Raw genomic sequence first — 18,914 nt, forward strand, 5'->3', positions numbered from 1 at the left:
GACGACGCGAGGGGCACCCGACGGGCGTGCTCGGGGGCGGCCGGGGCGGCCGGAGACGGCCGGTCGCGCGGCCTGCCGCCCCGTCCGCCGTGGCGGACGGGACCGCTCTCAGCATCCGGCCTGCGGTCTCGCGGTCAGCGGACCAGGCCCCAGCGGAACCCGAGCGCCACGGCGTGCGCCCGGTCCGAGGCGCCCAGCTTCTTGAACAGCCTGCGGGCGTGCGTCTTGACCGTGTCCTCGGAGAGGAAGAGCTCGCGCCCGATCTCCGCGTTGGACCGGCCGTGGCTCATGCCCTCCAGCACCTGGATCTCGCGCGCGGTGAGCGTGGGCGCGGCGCCCATCTCGGCCGAGCGGAGCCGGCGTGGCGCCAGTCGCCAGGTCGGGTCGGCGAGCGCCTGGGTGACCGTGGCCCGCAGTTCGGCGCGCGAGGCGTCCTTGTGCAGATAGCCCCGGGCGCCGGCGGCGACCGCGAGGGCCACCCCGTCCAGGTCCTCGGCGACCGTCAGCATGATGATGCGGGCGCCCGGATCGGCCGAGAGCAGTCGGCGCACCGTCTCCACACCGCCCAGCCCCGGCATCCGTACATCCATCAGAATCAGGTCGGAGCGGTCGGCACCCCAGCGGCGGAGGACTTCCTCGCCGTTGGCAGCCGTCGTCACACGCTCGACGCCGGGCACGGTGGCAACCGCGCGACGGAGCGCCTCTCGGGCAAGCGGGGAGTCGTCGCAGACGAGGACGGAAGTCATGACCGCCCTCCGCAGCTGCTGATGCGCGTCACCTTGAGCCTCCAGGCTGGTACGTATCGTCACCTGTGCGGTCGATGCCCCCGGACACCTGTCCGAGAACTTCTTGGTTCAACCGCCTTCGCACTCTCAACGATGGTCACTCGAAAGAGTTACGGGTCGGACGGACACCTTCGGCACTCTACGTGAGGAAGCGATCACGACGCGGGTGCCACTCTCGGCGTGTCCTCCATCTGGAGCTATGCCCTATTTGGCGGCTTTTCTTCCGTTTGGCACGTGTCTGAGGCTAGATTCCCAATGAGTCATATTTACATCTACTACGACAGTAGGTGTGGAGACTTGGACCGTATCCGTCTCAGTACCGGCACCAAGAGGACTACCCATGGCAGATTTCTCCCGCCTCCCCGGACCGAACGCCGACCTCTGGGACTGGCAGCTGCTGGCCGCCTGCCGGGGGGTCGACAGCTCCCTCTTCTTCCACCCGGAAGGCGAGCGGGGCGCGGCGAGGAGTGCGCGCGAGGCCTCGGCTAAAGAGGTCTGCATGAGATGCCCGGTGCGCTCGGAATGCGCCGCGCACGCACTGGCCGTCCGCGAGCCCTACGGGGTGTGGGGCGGCCTCACCGAGGACGAGCGCGAAGAACTGATGGGACGCGCGCGCCACCGCCTGATCCCCGCATCGAGCACGATCGGACCCCTTCCCCCGCACTGACCCACGGCTCGCCGAAACGCCCGAAGGAACGTTTCCCCAGCCTGCACGCGGACCGCAACCGGCCCGGAACGTCACGCGATTGGCCGTACCGCCGTACGTCGAGCCGACGTCACGCGCCGTGCGGTCAACGCGTGGCGGCCCGCTCCAGTTCGGCCAGGGTCGCCGCCACGGCCGGTACGCGCGCCAGGTCGGGCAGGGTCAGCGCGACGACCTCCCGCTCCACCGCCGGCTCCACGGCCACCGTGCTCACGCCCTTGGCCCGTACGGACTCCACCGCCAGCTCGGGCAGTACGGCGACGCCCAGCCCGGCGCCGACCAGGCCGACCACGGCCGGGTAGTCGTCGGTGGCGAAGTCGATGCGCGGGGTGAAGCCCACCTCCTCGCACACCTCCACCAGATGGCGGCGGCAGCGCGGGCAGCCGGCGATCCAGGGCTCGTCGGCCAGTTCCGCCATGCCCACCCGCTCGGCCCCCGCCAGCCGGTGCCCCTCGGGGACCAGCCCGACGAGCCGGTCCGTGAGCAGCGGCCGCACCACGAGGTCCTCCCACTCGCCCTCGGCGGCCGAGCCGCCGGCCGAGGGGGAGGCCGAGCCGTACCGGAAGGCCAGCGCCAGATCGCAGTCCCCCTCGCGCAGCATCTCCACCGACCGCGGCGGCTCCGCCTCGACCAGCGAGATCCGGGTGCCGGGGTGCTCGGCGCGCATCGCGGCCAGCGCGGTCGGCACCAGCGTGGAGCTGCCGCTGGGGAAGGACACCAGCCGGACCCGGCCCGCGCGCAGCCCGGCGATGGCCGCGACCTCCTCCTCGGCGGCGGTCAGCCCGGCGAGGATCCCGGCGGCGTGCCGGACCAGGGCCGTACCGGCCTGGGTCAGCCGCATCTCGCGGCCGGCCCGGACGAGCAGCGGGGTGCCGGCCGACTGCTCCAGCGCCTTCATCTGCTGGGAGACGGCGGGCTGGGTGCAGCCGAGCTCGCGGGCGGCGGCGGAGAAGGACCCGGTGCCGGCGACGGCGCGCAGCACCCGGAGATGACGTGCCTCGATCATCCTTCGAGCATAAGCCCGACTTTGAGCCCGGCACCAATATTCTCGTGCCTCTTTGAGGGTGCTGGCTTACCGTGTCCACCATGGCTCTGCTCCCCGCGACTTCCCCGCACGTCGCCTCCGTGAACCTCGGCCGCGCGACGGCCGTCGACCACACCGACGCGGAAGGCGGGGTGACCGGCATCGGCAAGCGGCCCGTCCCCGGTCCGGTCCACGTGTTCCCGCCCGGGCCCAAGGGCGTCGGCGCGAGCGGCCTCAACGGCGACGCCGTCTGCGACCTGCGCCACCACGGCGGGGACGACCAGGCCGTCTACGCCTACGCGCGCGAGGACCTGGACTGGTGGGAGGGCGAGCTGGACCGCGAACTGCCCGCCGGGCTCTTCGGCGAGAACCTCACCACCTCCGGCATGGACCTGACGGGCGCGCTGCTCGGCGAGCACTGGCGGGTCGGTACGGGCGGGCTCGTCCTCGAAGTGGCGTCGGCCCGCATCCCGTGCCGCACCTTCCAGGGCGCGCTCGGCGAGAAGGGCTGGGTCAAGCGGTACACGCGGGCCGCGCGGCCGGGTGCGTACCTGCGCGTGGTCCGGGAGGGGCCGGTCTCCCCCGGCGACGGCGTCGAGATCCTCCACCGCCCGGACCACGACGTGACGGTGGAGCTCTGGTTCCGGGCCTTCACCACCGACCGCTCGCTCCTCGCGCGCACGCGGGCGGCCGGCCCGGCGATGGCTCCCCAGTGGCACGAGATGGCCCTCGCCCATCTGGAGAAGTACGGGCAGTAGGAGGGAAGTAGCGGCGTACACGGCCGGGAGCAGGGGCTTTCGTAGCCGGAAGTAGCGGTTCCGCAGCGGGAAGCGACGGTTCGCGGCGCCGACGATCACGAAGGTGTACCGCCCGGCGGGCTCCCCTTGAGCTGTCGCCGGGGGCGGCTAGGTTGCGCTTATGACGACTGCGTTGATTACGGGATCCACGGCGGGCATCGGCGCCGCATTCGCCCGCCGGCTCGCCGCCCAGGGCCACAACCTCGTGCTGGTGGCCCGCGATACGAAGCGGCTCGGCGAGCAGGCCACCGAGCTGCACGACCGGCACGGCATCGAGGCCGAGGTGCTGGCCGCCGACCTGTCCACCGACGAGGGCATCACGGCGGTGGAGCGGCGCCTGGGCGACCGTACGCACCCGGTGGACCTGCTGGTCAACAACGCGGGCTTCGGCAACAAGGGCCGCTACCTCGAAGTCTCCATGGCCGACGAGCTGACCATGCTGAAGGTGCACGTCGAGGCCGTGCTGCGGCTGACCTCGGCGGCCACCGGGTCGATGCGCTCGCGCGGCCGCGGCGGGGTCGTCAACGTGGCCTCGGTGGCGGCGTTCGTACCGCGCGGGACGTACGGGGCGAGCAAGGCCTGGGTCGTGCAGTTCACGCAGGGCGCGGCGCGGGACCTGTCCGGATCGGGCGTGCGGCTGATGGCGCTGTGCCCCGGCTTCGTCCGCACCGAGTTCCACCAGCGGGCCGGCATGGGCACGGACAACATCCCCAACTGGATGTGGCTGGACGCGGACAAGCTGGTGGCGGCGGCCCTGGACGACCTGGCGCGCGGGAAGACGGTCTCGATCCCGGATCCGCGGTACAAGGCGCTGATGGGCCTGGTGAAGCTGACGCCGCGCGGGCTGCTGGGCGGGGTGTCCTCGCGCACGGGCCGCAAGTACGGCCCCCAGTAGTCCGAGTGACTTGTGGGTAGGCCGGTCCCCGAATCGGCCGAACGGGTGAAATCTCCCTAAACTGGATACGTCCCATCCAGCGCGGGAGTACGCCATGACATTCGTACAAATAGTCGATTATGAGACCAGCAGGCCCGAGGCCGTCAACGAGGTCATCGACCGGTACCTGGCGGAGACGAAGGGCAAGCGCACCGTGGCCCACACCGTGGTGGGCAAGGACCGGGAATCCGACACGCGCTACGTCGACGTCGTCGAATTCCCCTCGTACGAAGCGGCCATGAAGAACTCTCACCTCCCGGAGACGGACAGGATGTTCCAGGAGATGATGGCCCTCTGCGACGGGATGCCCCGGTTCACCAACCTGGACGTCGTCCGCGACGAGCACCTCAACGCGCTGCTCGCGAACCGCATGTACGAAGAGGTCGCGATGAAGGGCGACCTGTCCGTCATCGATGAGATCTTCGCGGCGGACTACCGGGACCACGACATCAGCCGGCCCGAGGACAAGATCGGCCGCGACGGCATCCGCGAGGACGTCCAGATGTGGCGCGCCGCCTTCGACTTCACCTTCACGCGGGACGCCCAGATGGCCCAGGAGGACTACGTCACCACGATGTGGACCTTCAACGGCAAGCACAAGGGCGAGTTCATGGGGATCGCCCCGACCGGCAAGGACTGCACGATGACCGGCACGACGGTCTTCCGGTGCGAGGACGGAATGATCAAGGAAGGCTGGTGGCACTACGACGCCATGCGCCTGATGAGGGAACTGGGCGCGATGTGACGGCACCCCGCCTACGGGAAGGCCCCGTTCCGCCGATGCGGAACGGGGCCTTCCCGATATGGGGCGCGATCAGTGGCTGTGGCCGTGACCGCCGTGGCCGTGACCGGCGTCGCCCTCGTCCTCGGCCGGCTTCTCGACGACCAGGGTCTCGGTCGTGAGCAGCAGGGAGGCGATGGAAGCGGCGTTCTCCAGCGCGGAACGGGTGACCTTGACCGGGTCGATGACGCCGGCCTTGACCAGGTCGCCGTACTCGCCGGTGGCGGCGTTGAAGCCCTGGCCCTTGTCGAGCTCGGCGACCTTCGAGGTGATGACGTAGCCCTCGAGGCCGGCGTTCTCGGCGATCCAGCGCAGCGGCTCGACGGCGGCGCGGCGCACGACCGCGACACCGGTGGCCTCGTCGCCCGACAGGCCGAGGTTGCCCTCGAGCACCTTCACGGCGTGGACGAGCGCGGAGCCACCGCCGGAGACGATGCCCTCCTCGACCGCGGCGCGGGTCGCCGAGATGGCGTCCTCGAGACGGTGCTTCTTCTCCTTGAGCTCCACCTCGGTGGCGGCGCCGACCTTGATGACGCAGACGCCGCCGGCGAGCTTCGCCAGGCGCTCCTGCAGCTTCTCGCGGTCCCAGTCCGAGTCGGTGGACTCGATCTCGGCCTTGATCTGGTTGACGCGGCCGACGACCTCGTCGTGGCTGCCGCCACCGTCGACGATGGTCGTGTCGTCCTTGGAGATGGTCACGCGGCGCGCGGAACCGAGTACGTCCAGACCGGCCTGGTCGAGCTTCAGGCCGACCTCCTCGGCGATGACGGTGGCACCGGTGAGGGTGGCCATGTCCTGGAGCATCGCCTTGCGGCGGTCGCCGAAGCCGGGGGCCTTGACGGCGACCGCGTTGAAGGTGCCGCGGATCTTGTTGACGACGAGGGTGGAGAGCGCCTCGCCCTCGACGTCCTCGGCGATGATCAGCAGCGGCTTCGAGGCGCCGGCCTGGATGACCTTCTCGAGCAGCGGCAGGAGGTCCTGGATGGAGGAGATCTTGCCCTGGTTGATCAGGATGTACGGGTCGTCGAGGACGGCCTCCATACGCTCCTGGTCGGTGACCATGTACGGCGAGAGGTAGCCCTTGTCGAAGGCCATGCCCTCGGTGAACTCGAGCTCCAGGCCGAACGCGTTGGACTCCTCGACGGTGATGACACCGTCCTTGCCGACCTTGTCCATCGCCTCGGCGATGAGCTCGCCGACCTGCTGGTCCTGCGCGGAGAGCGCGGCCACGGCGGCGATGTCGGACTTGTCCTCGATCGGACGGGCGGTCGCGAGGAGCTCCTCGGACACGGCCTTGACCGCGGCGTCGATGCCCTTCTTCAGGGCGGCCGGGGAGGCGCCGGCGGCGACGTTGCGCAGGCCCTCGCGGACCAGCGCCTGGGCCAGCACGGTGGCGGTGGTGGTGCCGTCACCCGCGATGTCGTTGGTCTTGGTCGCCACCTCCTTCACGAGCTGCGCGCCCAGGTTCTCGTACGGGTCGTCCAGCTCGACCTCGCGGGCGATGGTGACACCGTCGTTGGTGATGGTGGGGGCGCCGAACTTCTTGTCGATGACGACGTTGCGGCCCTTGGGGCCGATCGTCACCTTCACCGTGTCGGCCAGCTTGTTGACGCCGCGCTCGAGGGCGCGACGGGCGTCCTCGTCGAACTTCAGGATCTTCGCCATGGGAGCGGTTCAGCCCTCTCGAAAACTCGGGTTTAACGAACTGCGCCCCTTGCCGCCCGGCAATCAGCGGGGTGACCAGGGGCGCAGCTCAAAGCAATGCTTCGGTGAATTACTTCTCGATGATCGCGAGCACGTCGCGAGCCGAGAGGACGAGGTACTCCTCGCCGCTGTACTTCACTTCGGTGCCGCCGTACTTGCTGTACAGCACGATGTCGCCGACGCTGACGTCCAGCGGAAGACGCTGGCCGTCCTCGAAGCGGCCCGGGCCCACGGCGAGGACGACGCCCTCCTGGGGCTTCTCCTTCGCGGTGTCCGGGATGACCAGGCCAGAAGCCGTGGTCTGCTCGGCGTCGAGCGGCTGGACCACGATGCGGTCCTCGAGCGGCTTGATGGCAACCTTGGAGCTGGTGGTCGTCACGATCCGACCTCCCCCTTCGGAGATCTCACGGGGCTAACTGTCTCAGGTGGCGACCAGGTGGATCCGTCGTCGCGGGTGCCGGACCTGCCCGTCGCTGTGTTGGCACTCACCAGGGGCGAGTGCCAGGTGCGAGACTATTCCGGCGATTAGCACTCGGTCAAGCGGAGTGCCAACACGCGCCGCCCGGTTGTCCGGATCGGGGGGCTCCGCGCCCCCCGCGAACGCCGCGGATCGGGGGCTCCGGTGGGCGGTATGTGACAGTTGGGGCGTGCGGATACTTGTGGTCGAAGACGAAGAAGGCCTCGCCGAGTCACTGCGGCGCGGCCTCTCCGCCGACGGGCACTGGGTCGACCTCGCCCACGACGGCCACCGCGGGCTGGCCCTCGCCCGCACCGGCTCGTACGACGCCGTCCTGCTCGACCTGATGCTGCCCGGCCTGAGCGGGTACGAGATCTGCGCCCGGCTGCGGGCCGACGACGACCCCACCCCCGTCCTCATGCTGACCGCCAAGGACGGCGAGTACGACGAGGCCGAAGGCCTCGACTCCGGCGCCGACGACTACCTGACCAAGCCGTTCTCGTTCGTGGTCCTGGGCGCCCGGCTGCGCGCCCTGGCCCGGCGGGCGGCCGCCACCGCCGATCCCCACCCCACCCTCCAGGCAGGCGACCTCGTCCTCGAACCCGCGGGCCGCCGCTGCCGCCGCGGCACGCACGACATCGAGCTCACCGCCCGCGAGCTCGGCGTCCTCGCCTGCCTCATGGAGCAGCCCGGCCGGGCCGTCTCCAAGCAGGACATCCTGGACCAGGTCTGGGACACCCCGCACGCCATCGACCCGAACATCGTCGAGGTGTACGTCTCCTCGCTGCGCAAGAAGATCGACGCCCCCTTCGGCCGCCGCTCGATCCTCACCGTCCACGGCACCGGCTACCGCATGGCCCCCGATGGCGGCTAGGCCGCGTCTTTCAGATCAGGGTGGATCGGCCCGGATCCGGAAGACACGGCCCAGGGGACGCCTCGTGGACCGGGCGGGCGCGCTCCGCACGACACGCCCGAGGACGAGCCCGGGACCGCTGCGCCGGCGCGCCGCGCTGGCCGCCGCGCTCGCCATGGCCGCCGTACTCGGCGCCGGCGGGCTCTGGCTGTACACCCTGCTGCGGGCCAACCTCCTCGACAACACCACCGGCCGCACCGAGCTCGCCGCCCGCAAGGTCGCCGCCCAGCTCGACGGCCACGCCTTCCCCGGCGGGCGGCTGCCCGCGCCGGAGAGCGGGGTGGACCTGGTCCTCGTACGGGACGCGCGGGGGCGGACCGTCGCCTCGACCGGGGACCTCGGGGACTCCCCCGACCTCGGCGGCCTGCGCCCGCCCGCACCCGGCGCACGGGGTGCCTCCGGCGCGTCCGGCGAGGACTCCCGCTCCGCCGTGCTCCCGCCCGCGCGCCCCGGCGCGGAACGCCGCGCGGTGGTCGCGGTCGAGGCGCCGGGCGGGCACGAGGTGTACGCCGTCACCGTGCTCGGCGACGTGGACGACGCGACCCGCGCCATCGCCCTCGGCCTGCTGGCCGGCGCACCCCCGCTGATCGGCTTCGCGGCGGCCCTCGCCTGGTGGGTGACGGGACACGCCCTGCGCCCCGTCACCGCGATCCGCACCGGGCTCGCGGCGGTCACCTCCAGCGAGCTGGACCGCCGCGTTCCGGATCCCGGAGGGGCGGACGAGATCGCCCAGCTGGCCCGGACCGTCAACGACACGCTCGACCGGCTGGAGCGGTCGGACGCCCGGCAGCGGCAGTTCACCGCGGACGCCTCGCACGAACTGCGCAACCCGCTGGCCGCGGTCCGGTCCCGGCTGGAGGTGGCGCTGGCCCAGGGCCGCCCCGACCGGGCGTCGGTCGCGGCCGCGCTGGCCGACACCGAGCGGCTCCAGCGCATCGCGGCGGACCTGCTGCTGCTGGCCCGCCTCGACGGCGGCCCCGCGCCGCGGACCGAGCCGGTGGACCTGGCGCTGCTGGCCGCGGAGGACCTGGCCCGGCGCCCGGACCCCCGGGTCCCGGTCCGGCTGGACGCGCGGGCGCCCGTACCGGCGGCCGGGGAGCCGGCGCGGCTGGAGCGGGCGCTGGCCAACCTGGTGGACAACGCCCTGCGGCACGCCCGTACGCAGGTCGTCGTACGGGCGGCCACCGAGCCGGCGCGGCCGGGCGGCGGCGCCTGGGCGGTGCTGGAGGTCGAGGACGACGGCCCCGGCATCCCGGCGGGGGACCGCGACCGGGTCTTCGAGCGGTTCGTCCGCCTGGACCCGGACCGCGGGCGCGCGGGCGGCGGTACGGGCCTGGGTCTCGCCATCGTGCGCGAGATCGCCCGCGCGCACGGCGGCGAGGCACGTGCGCTGCCGTCGAGGGCGGGCGGCGGCGTCCGCCTCGTCCTGCGCGTGCCGGTCGGCGGGCCGGCCGCCCCGGCCCGTCCCTGAGGGCCGCGGGTCCTGGACGGAGGGTCCTGAACGGGCGTTCAGGAACCTCAGGGCTCCTTCAGGGTTCCTCCCCCACCATCGACTGGCATGAGCGCGCACCGGAGGAAGACCAGCCACGCCGTCCGCCGGCCCCGCCGGCAACGCCGGCCCCGCCGCACCGCCCGGACCCTGCTCGTCGCCGCCTGCGCGCTGGCCGTCATGGCCGCCGCCGGCGCCTGGTACGCGTACCGGGACCTCGCCGGCAGCATCGGCAGCTCCAAGGCCCTGCAGGGGGCCGAGAAGTCCCAGTACGGGGACACCAACATCCTGCTGATGGGCCTGGACAGCCGCCGCGACCAGAACGGCGAGGAGCTGCCGGAGCAGGTCCTCGACAAACTGCACGCGGGCAGCTCCGACATCGGCGGATACAACGCGAACACGCTGATCCTGCTCCACGTCCCCGGTGACGGCGGCCAGGCGAAGGCCTTCTCCGTCCCGCGCGACGACTTCGTCGAGGTGTCGGGCGGGCCGGGCACGCCGGGGAAGGGCAAGGACAAGATCAAGAAGGCGTACGGGCTGGCGAAGGCCGAGGAGGAGGAGCGGCTCTCGGCCCGGGGGGTCACGGACCGGCGGCAGCTGGAGCGCGAGGGGCGGGAGGCCGGCCGCAAGGCGCAGATCGAGACGGTACGGAACTTCCTGGGCGTCCCGATCGATCACTTCGCCGAGCTCAACCTGGCCGGTTTCTACCACCTGGCGGACGCGCTGGGCGGCGTACCGGTGTGCCTGAAGAAGCCGGTGCGGGACACCTACTCGGGCGCCGACTTCCCGGCGGGCCGCCAGACCCTCAACGGTCAGCAGTCCCTGGCCTTCGTGCGCCAGCGGCACGGCCTGGACATGGGCGATCTGGACCGGACCAAGCGCCAGCAGGCCTTCCTGGCGGGTGCCACGCAGAAGCTGAACTCGGCCGGGACCTTCACCGATCCGGTCAAGCTGATGAAGCTGATCGACGCCGCGAAACAGGACGTGGTGACGGACGAGGGCTGGGACCTGCTGTCGTTCGTGAAGCAGGCGAAGAACCTGTCCGGCGGGAAAGTGGCGTTCACGACACTGCCCGTCGAGCGGTTCGGAAGGAACCATGGCGAGGACATAAACGTCGTAGACGATATGAAGATAAAGCGCCTCATTGCCGAGCAGATCGGACCGGGGGCTTCCGCCTCCACGTCCGCTCCGAGCCCGGGCGTGAGCCCGAGCGACGCACCGGGGGCGTCTCCCGGACCGGGCGGGGCCGCCCCGGCCCCGGCCGCGAGCGGCAGCCCCGCCATCGACGGTGGCGGCATCCCGTGCGTGGACTGAGACCACTCACGACGGCCGGCGCACGCCGCCGGACCGAGGCGCTGCTGCTGGTCTTCGTCGTCGCCCTCACCGTCTTCGGGCACGCGAGCGCCGGCCTGGCGATGAACGGCGAGCTGCCCGCCAGCCTCACCGGCTTCACGATCAGCATGACGCTGCTGGCGCTGGTGGGGCACCTGGGCGTGCGCCGGTTCGCGGCGTACGCGGATCCGCTGGTCTTCCCGCTCGCCATGCTGCTGTCGGGGCTGGGGCTGGTGCTGCTGCACCGGCTCGACCAGTCGTACATCGCGCGGTACGGCGGCGAGGCGAACGCGCCGGGGCAGTTGCAGTGGACGGTCATCGGCGTGGCCGCGTGCCTGGCGGTGGTGGCGCTGTTGCGGGACCACCGGCTGCTCCAGCGGTTCATCTACATCACGATGGCGGTCGCGCTGGTCCTGCTGATCGCGCCGGCGTTCTTCGGCGCGGACACGTACGGGGCGAAGCGCTGGATCATCCTGTTCGGGTTCTCGCTCCAGCCGGGCGAGTTCGTGAAGATCATGATCGCGATCTTCTTCGCGGGCTACCTGGTCATCCACCGCGATTCGCTGGCCCTGACGGGCCGGAAGTTCCTGGGGATGCGGCTGCCGCCGATGCGCCAGCTCGGGCCGATCATCACCGTGTGGATCGTGTCGCTGCTGGTGCTGGTCTTCGAGCGGGACCTGGGTACGTCACTGATCTTCTTCGGCGTGTTCGTGGTGATGCTGTACGTCGCCACCGAGCGCACGAGCTGGATCGTGACGGGCCTGCTCATGGCGGGGGTCGGGGCCTTCGTGGTCGGCTCGACGGAACCGCACGTCAAGGGGCGCGTGGCCGCGTGGCTGGAGCCGCTGTCGTACTACTGGAAGGAGCGGCCGCCGGGGGTCATTTCCGACCAGTCCGCGCAGGCGCTGTTCAGTTTCGGCACGGGCGGCATGTCCGGGACGGGGCTGGGGATGGGACACCCGGAGCTGATCGGCTTCGCGGGGCGCAGCGACTTCATCCTGACCACGGTGGGCGAGGAGCTCGGGCTGGCCGGGGTCATGGCGGTGCTGCTCCTGTACGCGCTGCTGGTCCAGCGGGGGCTGCGGATGGCGCTGGGCGCCCGGGACCCGTTCGGGAAGCTGCTGGCGGTGGGGCTGTCGGCGGCGCTGGCGCTCCAGGTCTTCGTGGTGGCGGGCGGCGTGACGGGCCTGATCCCGCTGACGGGCAAGGCGCTGCCGTTCCTGGCGAAGGGCGGCTCGTCCCTCCTGGCCAACTGGATCATGATCGCCCTGCTCCTGCGCATCAGCGACAGCGCGGAGCGCCAACGCGAGGCCGACGCCCGGGGCCCGGCCGAAACGACGATCACCCCGATGGTGGTGACGCAGCCCTCCGAGAACGCGCTGCAGGGCGGGGATCCGCGATAGCCCCGCCGGCCGCGGGCCGGGCGTTCCGGCCGCGTGCATCAGGTACGGGTGCGCCCGGCAGTCCCGGTGGCCGCGGGCTGGTGGGCCCTGCGCCGCGTCGGCTGACGGTCAGAGGTAGTCCTCCAGGCGGCCTATGCGGTAGCCCTGCTCCTGGATGCGCTGGAGCATGCGGGTGGTCATCTGGATCTCCGTCGAGCCCTTGAGTTCGGAGGGGCCGCGGAAGTGGGCCAGGATGATGTCGCCCGGCTTGAGGGCGGAGCCCTCGGCGTACTGGAAGTTGTTGATCTGCATCGACACGCGCCACAGGATCACCTGCGAGATGCCGCATTCGGAGGCGGCCTTCAGGGTGTCGTCGTTGTAGTTGCCGTACGGCGGGCGGAAGCGGACCGGCTTGGCGCCGAAGCGCTTCTCCAGGTGTTCCTGCTGGCCGCATATCTCCTTCTTCTGCGCCGCGAAGGGCAGGGTCCGGAGGTTCGGGTGCGTCAGGGTGTGGTTGTTGATCGTGCTGCCGGAGCCGTTGTCGCGGAGCTTCTCGAAGTGCCCGTAGTCCGACGAGGCGATGTTGTCCGTGAGGAACATGCTGATCGGCAGCTTGAGGTCGGCCGCCATCTTCAGGAACTCGGGGTCCTTCTCCGCGCCGTCGTCGAAGGTCAGGAAGACGACCTTGTCGGCGGGCGCGACGGGTATTCGGTCCACCACCTGGGCCTTGCCCGGGGCCGCCGGGGCGATGGCGGGCTTCCGGTCCGGCTTCGGGGCGAATTCCAGGGGGGCCTTCAGGCCCCACTTCTTGTAGGCCTCGTCCCCCGACGGGGTGGCGGCCGCCGACTGCTTCGCGCTCGCCGAGGGCGAAGGCGTCGCCTCCGGCGTCTTGCCGCCCAGCCTCCCGGCCGGGTCCGCGCTGCCCCCGCACCCCGTCAGGGACAGCGCGAGCGCGCCGGCCGCCATCGCTGCGACTGCCAACCGGCGCGCGTACCTCACAAGTAGTCCTCCAGGCGAGCCACGGCGTACCCCTTGTCCGTGACGGTCTTCATGACATGACGGATCATGTCAGGCATCGTGCCCTTCCAGTCCTCCCGCCCTCGGAAATGAGTCAGGATGATGTCTCCAGGGTGGAGGTCGCGGTCCCATTCCCGCCAGTCCATGCGGTTCACGAAGGCCTCCGCGTTCCACAGCGGGACCGCCTTGATGCCGCAGGACTTCGCCGCGCGCAGCGTGTCCTGGTTGTAGTTGCCGTACGGCGGCCGGAACAGGGTCGGGCGCTTGCCGAACTGCTTCTGGATCGTGTCCTGCTGCCCGCAGATCTCCTCGCGCTGCTCCTCGTACGAGAGCGCCGGCATGTAGCGGTGGTTGAGCGTGTGGTTGTTCAGCGAGACGCCGGCGGCCTGCATCTGCTTGAAGTACGGGTAGTTGTCGCGGACGAGGTAGTCGCTGAGGAACGCCGTGTACGGGATCTTCAGCTCCTGCATCATCTTCAGGAACTCGGGGTCCTTCTCCGCGCCGTCGTCGATCGTCAGGAAGACGACCTTGTCCTCCGTGGGGACGGTGGTGAAGACGGGCGGGAGCTCGTCCTGGCCCTCCACCTCGAAGCCCTCTCGGGTGGTGATCTCCGGCTTCGTCTTCGGGGCCGCCGGTGCGGCCAGCGGCGGCTTGGCCAGTCGCCACTTCTTCGCCGCGGCGATCCGGGCCTGCTGGGCGGCCTTCTGCTGCTCGGCCGGGTTCGCGACCGCGCCCGCGGCGCCCGCGGGTGCGTCCGCGGCCTTGCCGCCCTTGCGGGCGGGAGCCGAGTCGGCGGCGGAGCCGCATCCCGTTCCGAGGGCGGCGACCAGCAGTGCGGCCAGCGCCACCCCGACGCGGCCGCGCGGACCTGCCGCGGACCGGTGACCATGAAGCGTCTTATGTTCCGTTTGTCCGACTAGCTGCATAGCAGCGCATCCTGGCACCCGCCACGCGCGCCACCGCGACGACACCGCGCACCGCGCCGCCACGTTCCTCCGACCGGCCCACACGCACCCCCGCCGGCCGGGGAGCCGACAATGGAGGGGTGACCCCCGAAGACTTCGCCGCGCTCCTCACCCCCGAGGGCAGCGCCCTCCTCGACTCGCTCCGCGACCACGACCCGGCTCAGGAGCTCGCCGTCGCCACCCGGCTGCGCCGTGAGCACCCCGCCGCGCTGGTCTCCGCCGCGCTCGGGCAGGCCCGGCTGCGACAGCGCGCGGTGGCGAAGTTCGGGGTCGAGGACGCGTTCCGGATGTACTTCACGCCCGGCGGCGGCGAGATGGCCACCCGCGCCCCGGTCGCCTCGTACCGTGCCGCACGGCTCGCGGACCTCGGCGTGCGCAGCGTCGCGGACCTCTGCTGCGGGATCGGCGGGGACGCCCTCGCCCTGGCCCGGATCGGCATCCGCGTCCTGGCCGTGGACCGCGACCCGCTGACCGTCGCCGTCGCCCGCGCCAACGCCGAGGCGCTGGGGCTGGCGGAGCTGATCGAGGTCCGCGAGGCGGATGTGACCGGCATCGACACCTCCGGGTACGACGCCGTCTTCCTCGACCCGGCCCGGCGCGGGGGCCGCGGCCGGATCTTCGACCCCGAGAGCTACTCGCCGCCGCTGTCGTGGGCCGTGGAGGCCGCCCGTACGGCCAAGTACGCCGCCGTCAAGATCGCCCCCGGGATCCCGCACGAGGCCGTACCGGCCGAGGCCGAGGCCGAGTGGATCTCGGACCAGGGGGACGTGAAGGAGGCCGTGCTGTGGTTCGGGACCGCGCCCGGCACCGTGCGCGCCACCCTGCTGCCGGGACCGCGCACCCTGCACACCGTCGCTCCGCTGCCCGACCCCGAGGCCGGGCCCGTCGGCCGCTACCTCTACGAGCCCGACGGCGCCGTGATCCGCGCCCACCTCGTCGCCGAGGTCGCCGAGCAGCTGGGCGGCCGGCTCATCGACCCGACCATCGCGTACGTCACCGCCGACGAGCTGCGCGCGACGCCGTACGCCACCGCGTACGAGATCACCGACGTGCTGCCGTTCGGCCTCAAGAAGCTGAAGGCCCTGCTGCGCGAGCGCGGGGTCGGCATCCTGACCGTCAAGAAGCGCGGGTCGGCCATCGAACCCGAGGAGCTGCGCAAGAAGGTCAAGCCGCAGGGGCCGCACTCCGCGACCGTCTTCCTGACCCGGGTCGCGGGCGCCCCGTCGATGCTGATCGGCTCGCCCGTCAGCGCGCCGTAGCGCCGCCTCCGCTGCCGCCGCCCCGGAAGGCGCGCACCGCCCACCGGTAGTGCGCGCCGGCCTTGCCGAGGCCCAGCAGGCCGGTGATCCACAGGATCATTCCGAGGCCCATGTAGTACGTGACCTCGCCGTACGTGGTGACCCCCGGGCGGGCCGACGCCGCCGAGCCGAAGGTCACGTACAGCCCGAGCGCGCCCAGCGCGAAGGAGGCCAGCAGCCAGGTCAGACTCAGCCCCGGGGCGCGGACCCGGGCGTCGGCGGCCGGGTCGCGGTCCGATTCGGCCCAGGCGCACAGCAGGTGGTGGACCAGCCGGTCGCGCCGGGCGCCGCGGGCGAACCAGAACCCCGCCGGGATCAGCACGCCCGCGCCGAGCAGGCCGAAGATGAGGCCGAAGACGTACGAGAGCGGGTCGCCCGGCGTCTCGAAGGACATCAGGGCCATGGCCACGAAGGACCAGCCGAGCGCGAAGACGGCGGCCACGGCCCAGAGCAGCAGCAGCCGCCCCAGGCCCAGGCTGCGCCTGCCCAGGTCCTTCAGGAAGCGGGCGCGGTCGGCGCGTACGGCGTCCTCGTCCAGCCAGTCGCGCAAGTGGGCCGGAGGCGGTGGGGGCGGCAGGTCACGGCGAGGCATGCTCATGACGATATCGCCAGCGGACCCGAGCCCCGCTCACGAGCGGCTGGAGGGCGCCTCGTGTGTCAGGTTCCGCTGGTCTCCACCGACTCGAACCGCCAGCGGTGCACCGGACGGGTGATCAGATCGGCCGCGGGCTCCGGGAGTTCGGGCAGCTGCGCCGCCACGCCCTCGGCCGCCTCCCACCAGGTGACGACCAGCACCCGGTCCTGCTGGGCCCGCAGGAGCTCGCGGCGCACCGGCTCGCGCTCCAGCACCTGCGCACGGGCCCACTCCAGCAGCTCGTTGCCCCGCCCGGCGGCGGCCCGGGCCTCCCACATCAATGCGACGGTGCTCATCAGTAGAGGTTGTCCTTGCTCAACTCGTGCACGTGGTCGTGGTCGTGCGCATGCGCATGGGCGGCACCCGGCACGTGCGGGTCCGTCACCGGCAGCGAGGAGTCGGCCGACAGGTCCCAGTCCGAGGCCGGCCGGTTCCGCTTGACCATCTCCGCGCCCAGCGCCGCCACCATGGCGCCGTTGTCCGTGCACAGCTTCGGCCGCGGCACCCGCAGGATGATCCCCGCGTCGTCGCAGCGCTCCTGCGCCAACGAGCGCAGCCGGGAGTTGGCCGCCACACCGCCGCCGATCATCAGGTGGTCGACGCCCTCGTCCTTGCAGGCGCGGATCGCCTTGCGGGTCAGCACGTCCACCACGGCCTCCTGGAAGGACGCCGCCACATCGCGCACCGGCACCTCCTCGCCCGCGTTCCGCTTCGCCTCGATCCAGCGGGCGACCGCCGTCTTGAGCCCGGAGAAGGAGAAGTCGTACGCCGCGTCACGCGGCCCCGTCAGCCCGCGCGGGAAGTTGATCGCCTTCGGGTCGCCCTCGCGGGCGAGCCGGTCGATGACCGGGCCACCGGGGAAGCCCAGCTGCAGCACGCGCGCGATCTTGTCGAAGGCCTCGCCCGCCGCGTCGTCGATGGTCGCGCCCAGCGGCCGTACGTCGGAGGTGATGTCGGGGGCGAGCAGCAGCGAGGAGTGCCCGCCGGACACCAGCAGCGCCATGGTCGGCTCCGGCAGCGGCCCGTGCTCCAGCTGGTCCACGCAGATGTGGGAGGCCAGGTGGTTCACCCCGTACAGCGGCTTGCCGAGCGCGTACGCGTACGCCTTGGCCGCCGAGACGCCCACCAGCAGGGCCCCCGCGAGGCCGGGACCCGCCGTGACGGCGATGCCGTCGAGGTCGCGGGCGCTGACACCGGCCTCCTTCAGGGCGCGCTCGATGGTCGGGACCATCGCCTCCAGGTGCGCCCGGGAGGCCACCTCGGGCACGACGCCGCCGAAGCGGGCGTGCTCGTCGACGCTGGAGGCGATCGCGTCGGCCAGCAGGGTGGTGCCGCGGACCACGCCGACGCCGGTCTCGTCGCAGGAGGTCTCGATGCCGAGGACGAGCGGTTCGTCAGCCATTGCTCTCAGTGCTTTCAGTCGTCGCTTGTGCGGGGTCGGTCAGGCGCATCACGAGGGCGTCCACGTTGCCGGGCTGGTAGTAGCCCCGCCGGAAGCCGATCGGCTCGAAGCCGAAGCGCTCGTAGAGCTTCTGGGCCCGGGTGTTGTCCACCCGTACCTCCAGCAGCACCTCGGCGCACTCGAACGCGGTGGCGGCGCGCAGCAGGTCGGTGAGGAGCCGGGCGCCGAGCCCGGTCCCCCACTGGTCGCGCGCGGCCGCGATGGTTTGTACGTCGCCCAGGTCACCGGCGGCGGCCAGTCCGGCGTAGCCGACGAGGCGGCCCGGCCCGCCCGCGGCGGAGCCGCCGTCGGACGGGATTTCGGCGACCACGTAGCGGCGGGTGGCGTGCGGGCCGCGGGCGTGGGCGAGCTCGGACCAGAACATGCCCGCGGACCAGGCGTCCTCGGGGAACAGCTCGTGCTCCAGCTCCAGCACCGGCTCGATGTCCCACCAGCGCATCTCGCGCAGTACCGCTGTCGGTGCCGTCACTGCGGGGTGACCACCTTGTAGTTCTTGGGCACCTGCGCGTCGGGCCGGCGCAGGTAGAGCGGGGTCGCGGGCAGGAACTCCGCCCCGGCGGCGAGCCGCTCGGCGGCCAGGGCCGCGAGCGCGGCGGCCGACTGGTGCTCGGGCTCGCGGGCGTCCGGGAAGACCTCGGGGTACAGGCGCGCGCCCTGGCCCACGGCGGGCACGCCCGCGACCCGCTCGGCGATGTCGGCCGGCCGGTCGACGGCGGGTTCGCCGACACGCGTGCGCGGGTCCTCGTACCGGGCCCAGTAGACCTCCTTGCGCCGCGCGTCGGTGGCGACGGTGAAGGGGCCCTCGATCCCGGCGGCGCCCGCGGCGTACGCGAGCCCGTCGAGGGTGCACAGGCCGTGCACGGGGATGCCGAGCACGGTGGCGAAGGTGGAGGCGGTGACGAGTCCGACGCGCAGCCCGGTGTAGGGGCCGGGGCCGACGCCGACCACGATGCCCGTGAGGGCTTCGAGCTTCAGCCCGGCCTCCGCGAGGACCTTGTCGACGGAGGGCAGCAGGAGCTCCCCGTGGCGGCGGGCGTCGACCTGGTTCGACTCGGCGAGGACGGACTCGCCGTCGTGCAGGGCGACGGTGACGGCGGGCGTGGCGGTATCTACAGCGAGCAAGAGCACGCGAACAGCCTACGACTCCGGGGGCCCGGGCCCTCGCGGCCGGTCTCGGGCCACCCCGGCTGCTACCTTCGACCCAGGTATCGGCCGAGCCACGGGCCAGGGCGCGCAG

20 protein-coding genes are annotated in these 18,914 nt (G+C 72.0%); 9 read left to right on the forward strand and 11 right to left on the reverse strand.

All coding sequences use genetic code 11. From position 1 onward, the window contains the following. Nucleotides 1–134 precede the first annotated feature (134 nt). Complete coding sequence (locus K7B10_RS17255) at nt 135–746, reverse strand: response regulator transcription factor (RefSeq protein WP_003948568.1); 612 nt, start codon at nt 744–746, stop codon at nt 135–137. A 379-nt stretch (nt 747–1,125) separates the two neighbouring features. Between K7B10_RS17255 and K7B10_RS17260 the strand changes: the two genes are divergently transcribed. After that, nucleotides 1,126–1,452: a WhiB family transcriptional regulator gene (locus K7B10_RS17260; protein WP_030864318.1), complete on the forward strand. Its 327-nt coding sequence runs from the start codon at nt 1,126–1,128 to the stop codon at nt 1,450–1,452. A 124-nt stretch (nt 1,453–1,576) separates the two neighbouring features. Here the strand turns inward: K7B10_RS17260 and K7B10_RS17265 are convergent, their stop codons facing one another. After that, nucleotides 1,577–2,494 carry a LysR family transcriptional regulator gene (locus tag K7B10_RS17265; protein ID WP_229336940.1) on the reverse strand — a complete coding sequence of 306 codons (918 nt, stop codon included), beginning with the start codon at nt 2,492–2,494 and terminating at the stop codon, nt 1,577–1,579. A gap of 80 nt (nt 2,495–2,574) precedes the next feature. On the opposite strand from K7B10_RS17265, the gene K7B10_RS17270 reads away from it, so the two are divergent. From K7B10_RS17270 to K7B10_RS17280, 3 genes are all read left to right on the forward strand, one after another. Next, complete coding sequence (locus K7B10_RS17270) at nt 2,575–3,270, forward strand: MOSC domain-containing protein (RefSeq protein WP_229336942.1); 696 nt, start codon at nt 2,575–2,577, stop codon at nt 3,268–3,270. Between the two features lie 160 nt (nt 3,271–3,430). Next, nucleotides 3,431–4,204: an SDR family NAD(P)-dependent oxidoreductase gene (locus K7B10_RS17275; protein WP_229336944.1), complete on the forward strand. Its 774-nt coding sequence runs from the start codon at nt 3,431–3,433 to the stop codon at nt 4,202–4,204. 94 nt (nt 4,205–4,298) lie between these two features. Further along, nucleotides 4,299–4,988 (forward strand): ester cyclase, encoded by a 690-nt coding sequence (locus K7B10_RS17280; protein WP_229336946.1) that lies wholly within the window; start codon nt 4,299–4,301, stop codon nt 4,986–4,988. 69 nt (nt 4,989–5,057) lie between these two features. On the opposite strand, the gene groL is transcribed toward K7B10_RS17280, so the two are convergent. Both groL and groES read right to left on the reverse strand, forming a co-directional pair. Then, a complete protein-coding gene (gene groL / locus K7B10_RS17285) occupies nt 5,058–6,689 on the reverse strand; it encodes a chaperonin GroEL (RefSeq protein ID WP_030864329.1) in 1,632 nt (543 codons plus the stop codon). A gap of 109 nt (nt 6,690–6,798) precedes the next feature. Then, nucleotides 6,799–7,107, reverse strand: coding sequence for a co-chaperone GroES (gene groES, locus K7B10_RS17290; RefSeq protein ID WP_030154760.1), 309 nt, complete (start codon nt 7,105–7,107; stop codon nt 6,799–6,801). Between the two features lie 268 nt (nt 7,108–7,375). Here groES and K7B10_RS17295 point away from each other — a divergent pair, with 268 nt between their 5' ends. The 4 genes from K7B10_RS17295 (at nt 7,376) to K7B10_RS17310 (ending at nt 12,322) form a co-directional block, all read left to right on the forward strand. Then, the gene (locus K7B10_RS17295; RefSeq protein ID WP_229336948.1) at nt 7,376–8,059 is read left to right on the forward strand and encodes a response regulator transcription factor; all 684 of its coding nucleotides are present in this window, start codon (nt 7,376–7,378) and stop codon (nt 8,057–8,059) included. 64 nt (nt 8,060–8,123) lie between these two features. Then, nucleotides 8,124–9,569 carry a sensor histidine kinase gene (locus tag K7B10_RS17300; protein ID WP_229336949.1) on the forward strand — a complete coding sequence of 482 codons (1,446 nt, stop codon included), beginning with the start codon at nt 8,124–8,126 and terminating at the stop codon, nt 9,567–9,569. 87 nt (nt 9,570–9,656) lie between these two features. After that, the gene (locus K7B10_RS17305) at nt 9,657–10,901 is read left to right on the forward strand and encodes an LCP family protein (RefSeq protein ID WP_229336950.1); all 1,245 of its coding nucleotides are present in this window, start codon (nt 9,657–9,659) and stop codon (nt 10,899–10,901) included. Then, nucleotides 10,889–12,322, forward strand: coding sequence for an FtsW/RodA/SpoVE family cell cycle protein (locus tag K7B10_RS17310; protein ID WP_229336951.1), 1,434 nt, complete (start codon nt 10,889–10,891; stop codon nt 12,320–12,322). Before K7B10_RS17305 ends, K7B10_RS17310 begins: the two co-directional genes overlap by 13 nt. Before the next feature lie 108 nt (nt 12,323–12,430). Here K7B10_RS17310 and K7B10_RS17315 read toward each other — a convergent pair whose 3' ends face one another. Both K7B10_RS17315 and K7B10_RS17320 read right to left on the reverse strand, forming a co-directional pair. Beyond that, nucleotides 12,431–13,282, reverse strand: coding sequence for a polysaccharide deacetylase family protein (locus tag K7B10_RS17315; protein WP_308284594.1), 852 nt, complete (start codon nt 13,280–13,282; stop codon nt 12,431–12,433). Between the two features lie 14 nt (nt 13,283–13,296). Beyond that, on the reverse strand, nt 13,297–14,244 hold the full coding sequence (locus K7B10_RS17320; RefSeq protein ID WP_267501416.1) for a polysaccharide deacetylase family protein: 948 nt from the start codon (nt 14,242–14,244) through the stop codon (nt 13,297–13,299). Between the two features lie 119 nt (nt 14,245–14,363). On the opposite strand from K7B10_RS17320, the gene K7B10_RS17325 reads away from it, so the two are divergent. After that, the gene (locus tag K7B10_RS17325; protein ID WP_229336953.1) at nt 14,364–15,542 is read left to right on the forward strand and encodes a THUMP-like domain-containing protein; all 1,179 of its coding nucleotides are present in this window, start codon (nt 14,364–14,366) and stop codon (nt 15,540–15,542) included. On the opposite strand, the gene K7B10_RS17330 is transcribed toward K7B10_RS17325, so the two are convergent. The 5 genes from K7B10_RS17330 to tsaB form a co-directional block, all read right to left on the reverse strand. Then, nucleotides 15,529–16,173: a hypothetical protein gene (locus K7B10_RS17330; RefSeq protein ID WP_229336955.1), complete on the reverse strand. Its 645-nt coding sequence runs from the start codon at nt 16,171–16,173 to the stop codon at nt 15,529–15,531. The genes K7B10_RS17325 and K7B10_RS17330 overlap by 14 nt on opposite strands. 65 nt (nt 16,174–16,238) lie before the next feature. Continuing rightward, complete coding sequence (locus tag K7B10_RS17335) at nt 16,239–16,511, reverse strand: hypothetical protein (RefSeq protein ID WP_229336957.1); 273 nt, start codon at nt 16,509–16,511, stop codon at nt 16,239–16,241. Beyond that, a complete protein-coding gene (gene tsaD, locus K7B10_RS17340; RefSeq protein ID WP_229336959.1) occupies nt 16,511–17,617 on the reverse strand; it encodes a tRNA (adenosine(37)-N6)-threonylcarbamoyltransferase complex transferase subunit TsaD in 1,107 nt (368 codons plus the stop codon). The genes K7B10_RS17335 and tsaD overlap by 1 nt, the downstream gene beginning before the upstream one ends. Next, the gene (gene rimI / locus K7B10_RS17345; RefSeq protein ID WP_229336960.1) at nt 17,610–18,146 is read right to left on the reverse strand and encodes a ribosomal protein S18-alanine N-acetyltransferase; all 537 of its coding nucleotides are present in this window, start codon (nt 18,144–18,146) and stop codon (nt 17,610–17,612) included. Before rimI ends, tsaD begins: the two co-directional genes overlap by 8 nt. After that, nucleotides 18,143–18,805, reverse strand: a complete 663-nt coding sequence (tsaB, locus tag K7B10_RS17350; RefSeq protein WP_030864363.1) for a tRNA (adenosine(37)-N6)-threonylcarbamoyltransferase complex dimerization subunit type 1 TsaB — start codon at nt 18,803–18,805, stop codon at nt 18,143–18,145. The genes rimI and tsaB overlap by 4 nt, the downstream gene beginning before the upstream one ends. Nucleotides 18,806–18,914: the final 109 nt, after the last annotated feature.

Source organism: Streptomyces flavotricini, assembly GCF_020639365.1.
Lineage (GTDB): Bacteria > Actinomycetota > Actinomycetes > Streptomycetales > Streptomycetaceae > Streptomyces > Streptomyces flavotricini.

What these genes read in the sequence shown, in the direction of transcription:
- K7B10_RS17330 (WP_229336955.1), bottom strand. Translation starts at nt 16,173, where the DNA reads ATGCCTCGCCGTGACCTGCCGCCCCCACCGCCTCCGGCCCACTTGCGC.
- K7B10_RS17275 (WP_229336944.1), top strand. Translation starts at nt 3,431, where the DNA reads ATGACGACTGCGTTGATTACGGGATCCACGGCGGGCATCGGCGCCGCA.
- K7B10_RS17320 (WP_267501416.1), bottom strand. Translation starts at nt 14,244, where the DNA reads ATGCAGCTAGTCGGACAAACGGAACATAAGACGCTTCATGGTCACCGG.
- K7B10_RS17335 (WP_229336957.1), bottom strand. Translation starts at nt 16,511, where the DNA reads ATGAGCACCGTCGCATTGATGTGGGAGGCCCGGGCCGCCGCCGGGCGG.
- K7B10_RS17270 (WP_229336942.1), top strand. Translation starts at nt 2,575, where the DNA reads ATGGCTCTGCTCCCCGCGACTTCCCCGCACGTCGCCTCCGTGAACCTC.
- K7B10_RS17255 (WP_003948568.1), bottom strand. Translation starts at nt 746, where the DNA reads ATGACTTCCGTCCTCGTCTGCGACGACTCCCCGCTTGCCCGAGAGGCG.
- K7B10_RS17305 (WP_229336950.1), top strand. Translation starts at nt 9,657, where the DNA reads ATGAGCGCGCACCGGAGGAAGACCAGCCACGCCGTCCGCCGGCCCCGC.
- K7B10_RS17260 (WP_030864318.1), top strand. Translation starts at nt 1,126, where the DNA reads ATGGCAGATTTCTCCCGCCTCCCCGGACCGAACGCCGACCTCTGGGAC.
- groL (WP_030864329.1), bottom strand. Translation starts at nt 6,689, where the DNA reads ATGGCGAAGATCCTGAAGTTCGACGAGGACGCCCGTCGCGCCCTCGAG.
- K7B10_RS17280 (WP_229336946.1), top strand. Translation starts at nt 4,299, where the DNA reads ATGACATTCGTACAAATAGTCGATTATGAGACCAGCAGGCCCGAGGCC.
- tsaD (WP_229336959.1), bottom strand. Translation starts at nt 17,617, where the DNA reads ATGGCTGACGAACCGCTCGTCCTCGGCATCGAGACCTCCTGCGACGAG.
- K7B10_RS17265 (WP_229336940.1), bottom strand. Translation starts at nt 2,494, where the DNA reads ATGATCGAGGCACGTCATCTCCGGGTGCTGCGCGCCGTCGCCGGCACC.